Here is a 13,146-nt window from a genome sequence, read left to right on the forward strand (position 1 = left end):
GAGCCGAGATCTTGACAAGTCATGATCACATGGGCAGGTTGACAACGTTGTCATACCCGGGGAGCCCCCTATGCCCGAGTCGTCGTCCGTATCGCGACGTTCCTTCCTTTCCGCCGGCGCCACGCTTCTCGCCTCGTTCGGAGTGGCCGCAGCCCTCCCGGACGCCGCCGAAGCCGCGTCCACCACCCCTGCGACCCCCGCGGCCGCCAAACCGGCCGCCACACTGGCCGCCGACCTCGCCCGGTACCGGCCCGTGACGGTGTCGTCCACCGACTACGCGCCGACGCCGGGCGCATTCGCCGTCGACGGGTTACCGCAGGTCGGCGTGCGCGGCAGCGGCTGGCGCGCCGCCCCGGGCGACCCGCAGTGGATCTCGGTGGACCTGCAGGCGCCGTGCCGCATCGAGGCGGTCACGCTGGTCTTCGAGGCCACCCTCGCCGACGGCCCGTTCGACGGGAACTACTCCGACACCGACGGCGACGAGATCCGCTCCAGCGCCGCCGTCGCGTACCGGCTGGAGGTCTCGTCCGACGGCCGCACCTGGCGCACGGTCTACGAGACCACCGACGGCCAGGGCGGCGTCGAGGCGATCAAGCTGCCCGAGCCGGTCGTCGCCCGCTGGATCCGGATGACCGCCACGAAGCGGTCCAACAGCAACCCGGTGGGCCTCAACGGCTTCCAGGTGTACGGCACGGCCACCAAGCACCAGCCGACCGCGCACGGCTGGACGAACTGGAGCGGCGGCGACCGGCCCGCCCCCGCGCTCACCGTGGCCGCCGACGGCACGGTGCCGCTGGAGTCCGGCTGGTCGCTCACCATGGACGACTTCGCCGGCACCGACGACGGCGCGGCCCTGTCCGCGGGCGACGTCGACGTCCGGTCCTGGCTTCCCGCGACCGTCCCCGGCACGGTGCTCGGCTCGCTCGTCGACCAGGGCCACCTGCCCGACCCGGTCTCGGGCTACAACAACATGCAGATCCCTGAGGCCCTGTCGCGCCACACCTGGTGGTACCGGCGGGCGTTGCGGCTGCCGAAGGGGCTCGACACCTCGGCCGGCCGGCGGATCTGGCTCGAGTTCGACGGAATCAACCACGAGGCGACGACCTGGGTGAACGGCGTGAACGTCGGCTCCGTCGCCCATCCGTTCGCGCGGGCGGCGTTCGACGTCACGGACGCGCTGCGGGGTCGTTCGGAGCACGTCGTCGCGGTCCGCGTCACCCCGATGCCGCACCCCGGCACCCCGGGCGACAAGGGAGCCGACGGCAACACGTTCCTGCAGTCGGCCCACCACTACCTCAACTCGCCGACGTACCTCGCCGTGTCCGGGTGGGACTGGATGCCCGCCGTACGCGACCGGGTCACGGGCATCTGGAACCACGTCCGGCTGCGCAGCACGGGCGTGGCCGTCATCGGAGACCCCCACGTCACCACCAAGCTGCCCGGCCTGCCCGACACCGGCACAGCCGAGATCACCATCGCCGTGCCGCTGCGCAACGTGGCCGGCACCGCGACCGCCGTGACGGTCCGCGCGAGGTTCGGCGAGGTCGACGTCCAGACGAAGGTGACCGTCCCCGCCGGGGAGACCACCACGGTGACGTTCACGCCGGACCGCTTCCCCGCCCTCAGGCTCAGGAACCCCGAGCTCTGGTGGCCCAACGGCTACGGCGACCCCGCGCTGCACGACCTGCGCCTCACGGCCACCGCGGGCGGCGAGGTCAGCGACCGCCGCGAAATCCGCTTCGGCATCCGCGAATTCGGCTACGACTGGGACCAGCCCATCGTCGTGTCGCCTCCCGGAAAGCCGCCGCTGGAGTTCACCGGCGACCGCGCGACGCAGACGGTCACGTTCGACCGGCAGCACGCCCAGCACGTCCGCATCCAGGCCGGCAAGCGCGCGACCGGCTGGGGCGTGTCGATGTGGTCGTTGTCGGTCGCCGACGGCGCCGGCGCGGACCTGGCCCTGCACAAGACCGCCACGGCGTCCTCGACGGACGGCAACGGGCCCGCCAACGCCGTCGACGGCGACGACGGGACCCGCTGGTCGTCGGCGTACCAGGACGACCAGTGGATCCAGGTCGACCTCGGCTCCCCGGTGGACTTCGACCGGGTCACCATCGTGTGGGAGCAGGCGTTCGCGCTGGACTACCGCATCCAGGTCTCCGGCGACGGCGACGCCTGGACCGACGTGAAGACGGTCACCAACGACACCCCGATCGGCAACACCGCCACCCAGGTGGAGACGTTCCCGTCGCAGACCGCGCAGCATGTGCGCATCCAGGCAGGCAAGCGCGCCACCCAGTGGGGCGTCTCGATGTGGACGCTCTCGGTGCAGCGCCAGGCCGACCCGTCCGTCGACCTGGCACTGAACAAGACCGCGCGCGCGTCCTCGTCGGAGAACGACACCAACGTGGCCGCCAACGCCGTGGACGGCAACCCGCGCACCCGCTGGGCGTCCGCGTACCAGGACGACCAGTGGATCCAGGTCGACCTCGGCTCCCCGGTGGAGTTCGACCAGGTCACCATCGCCTGGGAGCAGGCCTACGCCCGCGACTTCGTCATCCAGGTCTCCGACGACGGGGACAAGTGGACCGACGTGAAGTCGGTGAACAACGCCGTCCGCCAGCTGAAGATCAGCGTGAACGGCGTTCCGGTCTTCTGCCGGGGCGGCAACTGGGGCTGGGACGAACTGCTGCGCCGGGTGCTCCCGCACCGGCTGGCGGACACCGTCGAGATGCACCGTGACATGAACTTCACGATGATCCGCAACTGGCTGGGCAGCAGCAACCGCGAGGAGCTCTACCAGGCCTGCGACGAGCAGGGCATCCTCGTGTGGAACGACTTCTGGCAGGCGGGGCAGTTCCTGCCGAACCCGCCCGGTTACGTCGACATCGCCGCCGACACGATCCGCCGGTTCCGGCACCATCCGAGCATCGTGGTGTGGTGCGGCGCCAACGAGGGCGACCCGCCCCCGATCGTCGACGCGGGGCTGAAGCAGGCGGCAGCGGACGAGAACCCCGAGATCCTCTACATCCCCAACTCCGCGGGCGGCATCGTCAGCGGGCACGGCCCGTACCGGTGGATCGACCCGCCGACCTACAACGACAAGAACACCTACGACACGGGTGCGTTCGGATTCCACACCGAGATCGGCATGCCGGTCGTGCCTGTGGCGGAAAGCATGCGGAACCTCGTCGGCGACGAGCCCGGATGGCCGATCAGCGAGGTGTGGAACTACCACGACTGGTCGACCATCGGGAACCAGCACACCGACACCTACCTGGCCGCGATCGACGCCCGGCTCGGCGCGTCCGCCTCGCTCGAGGAGTTCGCCGCACGGGCGCAGTTCGTCAACTACGAGAGCCACCGCGCCATGTTCGAGGCGTGGAACGCCAACCTGTGGCAGGACGCCACCGCCCTGCTGCTGTGGATGTCGCATCCCGCCTGGCACAGCACGGTGTGGCAGACCTACGACTACGACCTCGACGTGAACGGCGCCTACTACGGCGCGCGCAAGGGGTGCGAGCCGCTGCACGTGCAGGCCGACCCCGGCACGTGGCAGGTCCGCGTCGTGAACCACACCACCGCGGCGCTCACCGGCGCCACGGTCACCGCCAAGCTGTACGACCTCACGGGGCGGCAGCTCGGCAAGACCCAGACCGGGCGGGTGGACGTCGCCAAGTCGTCCACGTCGGCCGCCTTCACCCTCACCGCGTCGGACGAGGCCCCGCTGCACCTCGTCCGGCTCGAACTGCGCGACGGCCGCGGCCGGTTGTTGTCGGAGAACACGTACTGGCGCTACCGGCAGGCCGAGGACATGCGGGCGCTCACCGGCATGCCGAGCACCCGGTTGTCGGTGTCGGCCACCGAGTCCCGCTCCTCCGGAGGACGGGAGACGGTGACCGCGACGGTGGCCAACCACGGCCACGCGGTCGCCGCGCTCGTCCGGCTGAGCGTGCGAGACGACCACGGCGACCGGATCCTGCCCTCCCGGTACGACGACAACTACTTCTGGCTCCTGCCCGGTGAGACGCGCCGGATCGGCGTCTCGTGGCCGTCCCGGGCGGGCACCAAGGGGATCAAGGTGTCGGCTCAGGCCTACAACTCGGCCGACTAGTTCCGGGCCGGGGTGCCGCTCACGCGCGCAGGCGTCCGTCCACGCGCTGCGGCACCCCGAGCGGGTTGTCGTCCCGCAACTCGAGGGGAAGCAGTTCCGCGGGCCAGTCCTGGTAGGCCACCGGGGTCAGCCACCGGCTGATCGACGCCGCGCCGACCGAGGTGTGGGCGGGCGACGTGGTGGCCGGCCAGGGACCGCCGTGGTGCATGGCCCAGCACACCGCGACCCCCGTCGGCCACCCGTTCCAGATGAGGCGGCCGGCGATCCGCTCCAGGACGGCCGTGATGTCGCGCGCGTCGCCGGGACCCCCTGCGTGCACGCTCGCCGTCAGCGAGCCGGGCAGCCTGCGCAGCACGTCCGGCAGGTCGGAGGAATCGCGATATCTCACGACGATCGCGGCCGGGCCGAAGCACTCCTCGGCCAGTTCGGGCAGCCCGCCGGCGAACGCGTCGAGCCCGGTGGCGAAGACCTGCGGCGTCACCGCGTCCGGCGCGTCCCCGGCCCCGCCCCGCGCCAGTACGGCCAGGCCCGCGCCGGGCAGCCGCTCGACCGCGCGGAGATAGCCGTCGCGGATCTTGGCGGTCAGCATGCGCCCGCCGGTGGTCGCGGCGACCGCCTCGCCGATGGCGCGCTCGAACTCGCCCTCGGTTTCACCCTCGCCCTGGGGGACGAACACCAGCCCGGGGTTGGTGCAGAACTGGCCGACCCCGAGCGTGAGGGACGCGGCGAACCCGGCCGCGACGGCGGCGGGGTCGGCCGAGGGCAGCACGACGACCGGATTGACGCTGCCGAGCTCGCCGTAGAAGGGGATCGGGTCCGGCCGCCCGCCTATCAGCGCCTGGATGGCCGTGCCTCCGGCGAGGGAACCCGTGAAGCCGACGGCCGTCACCAGCGGGTGCCGCACCAGCGGAGCGCCCGCCTCGAATCCGTGCACGAGTCCGAGCAGATCGGGGTCGGGCAGCGCCCGCCGTACGACGGCGGCGGTCAGGTCGGAGGTCTGCGGGTGGCCCTCGTGCGCCTTCACGACGACGGGGCATCCTGCCGCGAGCGCGGAGGCCGTGTCGCCGCCCGCCACCGAGAACGCGAACGGGAAGTTGCTCGCGGCGAAGACCGCGACGACCCCGACCGGCTGATTCATCCGGCGCACGTCCGGCCGTGGAGGCGTCGCTCCCGGGTCCGGGTGGTCGATCACGGCCTCGGCGTACGCCCCGTCCCGCAGCACCTCGGCGAACAGGCGGAACTGCGCCGCGGTGCGCGCGACCTCCCCGCGCAGCCGCACCTCTCCGAGGTGGGTCTCGGCGTCGGCGACCGGCCAGAGCTCGTCGAGATGTTTGAGCAGCGCCTCGGCGACGCCCTCCAGGACCGCGGCGCGCTCGGCGGCGGGTGTCGCCCGCCATGTGGCCCCGGCCGCGGCGGCGCGCCGCACCACTTCGTCGATGTCGTTCATTCAGCGCTCCCGGGTGAGATTGTCGGCGTCGAGCTGAGGGCCGCAGAACCGCCCGCCGAGCAGCGCATGGTCGATGGCGGCCGGGTCGGGCTCGCCGAACTCGGCGATGAGCTCCCCCGCGTAGACCTCGGCGTCGTCCTGCGGTTCGTAGCCGATGGCGCGGCCCTCTTTCAGCGACCACCATCCGCGGGTGTTGGCCGAGACTCCCCACACCACGTGATAGCCGTCGGCCGCCAGCGAGGCCTCGACCAGCCGGGCGCAGTCGTCGGGGGACAACCAGGTGGACAACATGCGCAGGTCCTTCGGCCGCGCGAAGCACGACCCGATGCGCAGGCACGTCACGGCCATGCCGTACCGGTCGTGGTAGAGCGAGCCGAGCGCCTCCTTGGCGACCTTGCTGACGCCGTAGTAGGTGTCCGGGCGGGGGAACAGGTAGTCGGGGGCCTCGTCCACGCGCGGCTGGAAGCCGACGGCGTGGTTGCTGCTCGCCAGCACGACGTGGCCCACCCCGGCCTTCCTCGCGGCCTCCAGCACCACGTGGGTGCCGTTGATGTTGACCTCCAGGATGTCCTGCCAGGGCTGCTCCACGCTGTGCCCGCCGAGGTGCAGCACCGCGTCGACGCCGTCCATCGCCGCGTCCATGGCCGCGGGATCGGTGAGATCCGCCGTGACCGCCTCCTCGCCCGGGCCGGGATCGACGGCGGTGATGTCCAGCAGGCGCAGAACCCGCCCGTCGCGGGCCAGCCGGGGACGCAGCAGCGTGCCCACGCCGCCCGCGGCTCCGGTCATGAGAATTCGCATGGCTCTCCTGTCAGACGCCGGCCCCGCAATAATCTGCCGAATATCGACATTTATGTCCGCTTATGCGGGGATTCTTGACACCGTAAGTACCGATTCTTACAGTTACGACGGGTGTTCACAATCTTGACCCTGGTTCATATATGTGAATAGCTCGCCGTGCTGACGGCGACGGCTACGACGATTGAGTGGATCGATGCGTCTCGACGGTGTCTTGTTCTTCCCGGTCACGCCGTTCTCCGCGGACGGCACTCTGGACGAGGCCGCCCTGCGGCTCCACGTGGAGGCGGGCGTCGCGGCGGGCGCCGGGGGCGTCTTCGCCGCCTGCGGGACGGGAGAGTTCCACGCCCTCGCCCTGGAGGAGTACGAGCGTGTGGTGCGGATCGCCGTGGAGGCGACCGCCGGGCGCGTCCCCGTGCTGTCCGGCGCCGGCGGCCCGCTGCCCTTCGCCCAGGCGTGCGCCGGGGCCGCCGCGCGTGCGGGCGCCGACGGCCTGCTCGTGCTCCCGCCGTACCTTGTGGCGGCCCCGCCCGCCGGCCTGGTGCGCTACATGCGCGAGGTGTGCGCGGCGACCGACCTGCCCGCGATCGTCTACCAGCGCGGCAACGCCCGCTTCACCCCGCGGACCGCCGCCGAGCTGGCCACCGAGCCCAAGATCATCGGGTTCAAGGACGGCATCGGCGACCTCGACCTGCTCCAGCGGATCATCCTCGCCGTACGGCAGGCCACCGACCGCGAATTCGCCTTCTTCAACGGGCTCCCGACGGCGGAGATGACGGTGCCCGCCTACCGCGGCCTGGGCGTGAACCTCTACTCCTCCGCAGTCTTCTGCTTCGTCCCCGAGGTCGCGCTGGCCTTCCATCGGGCCGTCACCACCGGAGACGGCGAGATGACGCGGCGGCTGCTGACCGAGTTCTACCGGCCGCTGGTGGAGCTGCGCGACCTGGTCCCCGGATACGCGGTGTCCCTGGTCAAGGCGGGCGTCACGCTCCGCGGCCTCGACGCCGGGCTCGTCAGGCCCCCGCTGGTCGACGCCGCACCCGAACACGTCACCCGGCTCAAGGACCTGGTCGCGACCGGACTGGAGATCGTCTCATGCTGATCCGCGACGTCGTCGTCACCCCTGTCGCCTTCAGGGACCCGCCGCTGCTCAACGCCGCGGGCGTGCACGAGCCCTGGGCACTGCGCACGATCGTCGAGGTGGTGACCGACGAGGGCCTGACCGGCCTCGGCGAGACCTACGGCGACCTCGGCCACCTGGCCAAGATGCGCACGGCCGCCCGGTCGCTGATCGGGCTCGACCCCTTCCACCGCAACGCCGTCTACACGGCCGTGGCCGCCTCCGTCGGGGCCGACGTCGTGACCGACGCACACGGCCTCACCGGGGCGTCCACCCGGGAGAAGACGGTCGACCGGGTGTTCTCTCCCTTCGAGGTGGCCTGCCTCGACATCCTGGGCAAGGCCGCGGGACGGCCCGTCGCCGACCTGCTCGGCGGCAAGGTCAGGGACGCCGTGCCGTACAGCGCCTACCTGTTCTACAAGTGGGCCGGGCACCCGGGCGCGCCCGACGACGCGTTCGGGGCCGCGCTCGACCCCGCAGGCATCGTCGAGCAGGCCCGGCTGTTCACCGGAAGGTACGGCTTCCGCTCGATCAAGCTGAAGGGCGGGGTGTTTCCGCCCGCCCAGGAGATCGAGGCGGTCCAGGCGCTGAGGGAGGCGTTCCCGGAGCATCCGCTGCGGCTCGACCCCAACGCCGCCTGGAGCGTGGAGACGTCCATCGAGGTGGGGCGGGCCCTCGACGGCGTGCTCGAATACCTGGAGGACCCGGCCGAGGGCATCGACGGCATGGCGGCCGTCGCCCCGCGTGTGCCGATGCCGCTGGCCACCAACATGTGCGTGGTGACGCCCGAGCACATCCCGCCGGCGATCCGGCAGGGCGCCGTCGGCGTGCTGCTCCTCGACCACCACTACTGGGGCGGGCTGGTGAAGTCGTCCCACATCACCACCCTGTGCTCGACCTTCGGCATCGAGCTGTCGATGCACTCCAACTCGCACCTGGGCATCAGCCTTGCCGCGATGACCCACCTGGCCGCCGCGACTCCCGCGGTCACGCACGCCTGCGACACCCACCTCCCGTGGCAGGACGGCCAGGACGTGGTGGCCCCCGGCGTGCTGCGTTTCGTCGACGGGGCCGTCCCCGTTCCGGACGGGCCGGGGCTCGGCGTGGAGCTCGACCGCGACGCCCTCGCGGTCATGAGCGAGCAGTATGAGAAGTGCGGGGTACGCTCTCGCGACGACACGTCGTACATGAAGAGCATCGACCCGTCCTTCTCCCCCCGGAGGCCACGCTGGTGAACGTCATCTACGCCTACCCCTGGGACGTCGTCGGCGATCCCTCCGCCGCCGGACGCCTGAAGGCGCTGGGCGCCGACGCCGTGGCGCTGGCCGCGTCGTATCACACGACCCGCGCGGCCACCCCGAGACACCCGGCGCACCGGCTCGTCGACGCCCGGCACTCGGCGTGCTACGTCCCGGTCAGGGAGGAGGCGTGGAAGGATCGCCGGCTCGTGCCGGCCGCGCCGTCCTGGATGGAGACGGCCGACCCTTTCGGGGACGCCCGCGACATGCTGCGCGCCGAGGGCCTGCCGGTCCACGCGTGGACGGTGCTGACCCACAACTCGCTGCTGGGCTCGGCCAACCCCGGCCTCGTGGTCACGAACGCCTTCGGCGAGCCGTACGCCTACGCGTTGTGCCCGGCCTCCGCGGACGTGCGCGACTACTGCCGGACGCTGGTGCACGAGGTCGTCGAGCTCGGCGCGCCCGACGCGCTGATCCTGGAGGCCTGCGGCGCGCTGGGGTTCCGCCACGGCGGCCACCATGAGAAGACCGACGGGGCCGACTGGTCGCCCGCCCAGACCGCGCTGCTCTCCCTGTGCTTCTGCGCCGCCTGCCAGACGCGGTACACCGGCGCCGGGATCGACCCGGCGGTGCTGCGTGCGCGGGTGTGCGCCGCCGTCGACCTCCCCCCGCGCTCGGTGACGTCGGTCGACGAGGCGCTGGGCGACCTGGCGGAAGCCGTACGGGACGTGCGGACCGGCATGGCGACCATACTGCGCGACCTGCTGGTCCGCGAGGCCAGGTCCGTACGGCCCGGCATCCCGGTGACCTTGCACGCCAGCGCCGACCCGTGGGCGACCGGGCCCTTCGCGACCGTTCCCGAAGGCGTCGACGTGGACGTGCTCGTGGGCAACTGCTGGAACGCCGTCGAGGTCGACGAGGCCGGGCTGCGCGCGCTCGGGCGGCTCGGCCCGCGCGTCGGGGCCTACCTGCTGGCGCTTCCCCCGCGGCCCGCCGATCCCGCGGCGCTGTCATGGCTGGTCGAGACGTACACGGCGGCGGGCGCACAGGAGATCCACTGGTATCACGGCGGGCTCGCGTCCACCGCCCGGCTGGAGGCGATCGGCGCGGCCATCAGCCGGTGAGGCACAATCCCGGCATGAGGTTCGGCATCCTCGGCCCCACGGAGGCCAGGCTCGACGACGGGCGCACCGTCTCCATCGGGGGGCCGGGCCTGCGGGCGCTGCTCGGGCTGCTGCTCCTCGGCGCAGGCAAGGTGATCGCCGGCGAGCGCCTCATCGACGGCCTGTACGGCGAGCGACCGCCCGCGACCGCGACCAACGCCCTCCAGTCCCAGATCTCGCGCCTGCGCCAGCTGCTCGGCGACCTGGTGGTGCGCGACCCGGCGGGATACCGCCTCGCCGTCGAGCCCGACGACGTCGACGCGCTGAGATTCGAACGCCTGGCCGCCGAGGGCCGCCGGGCCCTGTCCTCCGGCGACTCCGGCACGGCGGCCGAGCTGCTGAACCAGGCGCTCGGCCTGTGGCGTGGGCCCGCCCTGGCCGACATCCCCGACGCGCCGTTCGCGGCGGCCCAGGCGGCCAGGCTGGAGGAGTCGCGGCTGGACGCCGCCGACGACCTCGCCGAGGCCGTGCTCGCGCTGGGCGACTCCCACGGCCTCTGGCACGATCTCGTCCCCGAGCTGCGGCGGCGCGTCGCCGAACATCCTCTGCGTGAGCGCACCCGCGCCCAGCTCATGCGCGCGCTCTACGCGAACGGCCGGCAGGCGGAAGCTCTCGCGACCTTCGAGGACGCCCGGCGGCTGCTGGCCGACGAGCTGGGCGCCGACCCCTCCGCCGAACTGGCCGCCGTGCACGTCGCCGTGTTGCGGTCCGACCCGGCGTTGTCCCCCGCCGTATCACCCGCTGGGCCGGCCCCTGCCCGGCGGTCGCTGCCCGCCCCGCTCACCACGCTGATCGGGCGCGAAAACGACCTCCAGCAGATCGACGCCCTTGTGGGCGAGTCACGCCTGGTCACGCTCACCGGGCCGGGCGGCACGGGCAAGACCCGCCTGGCCACCGAGGCCGCCGGCCACCGTCCCGGAGGCGTCTGCTACGTCGAGCTCGCGCCCGTCGGCGACGGCGCGGACGTGCCCCAGGCGGTGCTCTCCGCGTTAGGCCTGAGGGAGACCGGCGTGCTGGCCGGCTCGGGGCCCGCGCGGCAGAGCGCCTCCCCCGACCCGGTCGCCCGGCTGGTCGCGGCCCTCACCGACCGGCCGCCCCTGCTCGTGCTGGACAACTGCGAGCACGTCATCGAGGAGACGGCCCGGCTCGCCGAACGACTCCTGACCTCGTGTCCCGAGCTGCGCGTCCTGGCCACCAGCCGCGAGCCGCTCGGCATCACCGGCGAACGGCTCTACCCGGTGCCCCCGCTCGGCCTCCCCCCGCTCGGCGGGCCCGTGCACGGCGAGCCGTTCGTGGACGGCGACGCGCTCGCCTACCCGGCGGTCCGGTTGTTCGCCGAGCGTGCCCGTGCCGTACGGCCCGACTTCACGCTCGACGCCGCGGTCGCGGGTGACGTCGTGCGCGTCTGCCGGGCGCTCGACGGGCTGCCGCTCGCCATCGAGCTGGCCGCCGCCCGGCTCCGCTCGATGAGCGCCGGCGAGATCGCGGCCAGGCTCGGGGCCGCCGGCGAACGCCCCGACGACCGTTTCTCCCTGCTGTCCCGCGGAAGCCGTACGGCCCAGCCGCGGCATCGCACGATGCGCGCGGTCGTCGAGTGGAGCTGGGACCTGCTCGACGACACCGAGCAGGCGATGGCCAGGCGGCTGACCGTCTTCGCGGGAGGCGCGACCGTGGAGGCCGTCGAGCGGGTGTGCGGCCTTCCCGACACCGACGGCCTGCTCGCCTCCCTCGTGGACAAGTCGTTCGTCGAGGTCGTGGGCGACCGCTACCGCATGCTGGAGACGATTCGTGCCTTCTGCGCGGAGCGGCTGTCGGAGGCGGGCGAGGAGGCACGCCTGCGTGAGGCGCACGCGGACTGCTTCCTGCGGCTGGCCGAAGCCGCCGACCCCCACCTGCGCGGGCCCGGTCAGCTGGACTGGCTGAGGCGGCTGGACGACGACCACGACAACCTGCACGCCGCGCTGCGCAGGACGATCGACGCCGGTGACACCCGAGTGGCTCTGCGGCTCCTGTCGGCCTCGATCGGCTACTGGACGCTGAGAGGCCTGCGCCGGGAGACCGCCGCATTCGCGGGAGACCTTCTCGCCGCGACGGGCGCCGTGCCCCCCGCCGGTCTCGAGGAGGAGCACGCGTTGTGCGTGTTCGCCGCCCTGTCGGGCAGTGACCGCGACCCCGGCCTCGCCCCCCACGTGCGGGCGGCCACCGAGCTCGTCGACACCCTGGAGACGCTCCCCCGCCAGCCGTACCTCTTCGTCCTCCGTGCCACGGTCATCGGGCCGCCGGAGCGGGGATCGGTCACCGAGCTGGCGATCGCGCAGGCCCGGCTGAGGCAGGACCCGTGGCTGAGCGCGCTCGTCGACTTCGGCAACGGATTCCTCCTGGCCTTCGACGGACACCTCAAGGAGGCCGAGCGCCGCATCACCGCCTCGGTGGAGGCGGCGCGGGCCGTCGGCGACCGCTGGATCCTGGCGGTCATGCTTTCCTCGCTGGCCGAACTGGTCGAGATCCAGGGCGACTTCTCCAGGATCGAGGTGCTGACGAACGAGGCGCTGGAGCTGGCCGAGCGGCTTGGCGCCGTACTCGACATGGCCGAGACGCTGTGCCGCCGGGCCCGAGGCCGCGTGCACGCGGGTGACGAGCAGGGCGCCCGGTCCGACTACGAGCGCGCCACCGAGCTGGCCCGCCGCGCGGGCGCCCCGGAGATCACCGCCGCAGCGCATCTGGGGCTCGGCGAGATGGCCAGGCTGCGCGGCGACCTCGGCACGGCCCGGGCGCTCTTCGAGACGGCGCTCGCCGAATGCACCGCGGACTGGTTCGGCGCGGAGGAGATCCGCGCACGCGTCTATATTTCGCTCGGCTGGACCGCGGAGCTGGAGGGCGACACCGCCGAGGCGATCGGCTGGCATCGCCGCGCCCTGTCCACCGCGGTCGGCGACCGGGACGTCTCCAGCGCCGCCCGGATCGCCGAGGGCCTCGCCGGCGTCGCGATGCTCGAGGCGGACGGCCGGCGTGCCGCGCTTCTGCTCGGAGTCGGCGCCGCGATGCGCGGGTCGGCGGCGGTCGGAGACCCCGACGTCGCCCGGGTCGTCGCCCGGTGCCGAGCGGCCATCGGCGAAAGCGCCTACGAGACCGCGTACGAGCGGGGAAGGGCCCTCACGAGCGAACGCATGCGCGTGCTACCCGACGCCGCTCAGCCGGCGCTGACCGTCATCGAAGGGCACCTGTCAGCGTTCGGTGACTGACTCGTCAGCGCCGGCGCGCACGCT

At 72.7% G+C, this 13,146-nt stretch carries 7 protein-coding genes; 5 read left to right on the forward strand and 2 right to left on the reverse strand.

The features are described from left to right. Positions 1–70 precede the first annotated feature (70 nt). A complete protein-coding gene (locus tag Pth03_RS17320; RefSeq protein ID WP_203945323.1) occupies positions 71–4,114 on the forward strand; it encodes a discoidin domain-containing protein in 4,044 nt (1,347 codons plus the stop codon). Positions 4,115–4,133: 19 nt separating this feature from the next. Here Pth03_RS17320 and Pth03_RS17325 read toward each other — a convergent pair whose 3' ends face one another. After that, positions 4,134–5,561 carry an aldehyde dehydrogenase (NADP(+)) gene (locus tag Pth03_RS17325; protein WP_203945324.1) on the reverse strand — a complete coding sequence of 476 codons (1,428 nt, stop codon included), beginning with the start codon at positions 5,559–5,561 and terminating at the stop codon, positions 4,134–4,136. Beyond that, positions 5,562–6,362 (reverse strand): NAD-dependent epimerase/dehydratase family protein, encoded by an 801-nt coding sequence (locus Pth03_RS17330; protein WP_239119112.1) that lies wholly within the window; start codon positions 6,360–6,362, stop codon positions 5,562–5,564. It lies immediately after the preceding gene. A 193-nt stretch (positions 6,363–6,555) separates the two neighbouring features. Here Pth03_RS17330 and Pth03_RS17335 point away from each other — a divergent pair, with 193 nt between their 5' ends. From Pth03_RS17335 to Pth03_RS17350, 4 genes are read left to right on the forward strand one after another with little or no spacing between them, the layout of a single operon-like run. Then, positions 6,556–7,461 (forward strand): 5-dehydro-4-deoxyglucarate dehydratase, encoded by a 906-nt coding sequence (locus tag Pth03_RS17335; RefSeq protein WP_203945325.1) that lies wholly within the window; start codon positions 6,556–6,558, stop codon positions 7,459–7,461. After that, complete coding sequence (locus Pth03_RS17340; RefSeq protein WP_203945326.1) at positions 7,455–8,714, forward strand: glucarate dehydratase family protein; 1,260 nt, start codon at positions 7,455–7,457, stop codon at positions 8,712–8,714. The genes Pth03_RS17335 and Pth03_RS17340 overlap by 7 nt, the downstream gene beginning before the upstream one ends. After that, on the forward strand, positions 8,711–9,841 hold the full coding sequence (locus Pth03_RS17345) for a hypothetical protein (protein WP_203945327.1): 1,131 nt from the start codon (positions 8,711–8,713) through the stop codon (positions 9,839–9,841). Before Pth03_RS17340 ends, Pth03_RS17345 begins: the two co-directional genes overlap by 4 nt. Before the next feature lie 14 nt (positions 9,842–9,855). Continuing rightward, the gene (locus tag Pth03_RS17350) at positions 9,856–13,122 is read left to right on the forward strand and encodes an AfsR/SARP family transcriptional regulator (protein ID WP_203945328.1); all 3,267 of its coding nucleotides are present in this window, start codon (positions 9,856–9,858) and stop codon (positions 13,120–13,122) included. Positions 13,123–13,146 lie beyond the last annotated feature (24 nt).

Source organism: Planotetraspora thailandica (assembly GCF_016863335.1).
GTDB lineage: Bacteria > Actinomycetota > Actinomycetes > Streptosporangiales > Streptosporangiaceae > Planotetraspora > Planotetraspora thailandica.

What these genes read in the sequence shown, in the direction of transcription:
- Pth03_RS17350 (WP_203945328.1), top strand. Translation starts at nt 9,856, where the DNA reads ATGAGGTTCGGCATCCTCGGCCCCACGGAGGCCAGGCTCGACGACGGG.
- Pth03_RS17340 (WP_203945326.1), top strand. Translation starts at nt 7,455, where the DNA reads ATGCTGATCCGCGACGTCGTCGTCACCCCTGTCGCCTTCAGGGACCCG.
- Pth03_RS17325 (WP_203945324.1), bottom strand. Translation starts at nt 5,561, where the DNA reads ATGAACGACATCGACGAAGTGGTGCGGCGCGCCGCCGCGGCCGGGGCC.
- Pth03_RS17320 (WP_203945323.1), top strand. Translation starts at nt 71, where the DNA reads ATGCCCGAGTCGTCGTCCGTATCGCGACGTTCCTTCCTTTCCGCCGGC.
- Pth03_RS17335 (WP_203945325.1), top strand. Translation starts at nt 6,556, where the DNA reads ATGCGTCTCGACGGTGTCTTGTTCTTCCCGGTCACGCCGTTCTCCGCG.
- Pth03_RS17330 (WP_239119112.1), bottom strand. Translation starts at nt 6,362, where the DNA reads ATGCGAATTCTCATGACCGGAGCCGCGGGCGGCGTGGGCACGCTGCTG.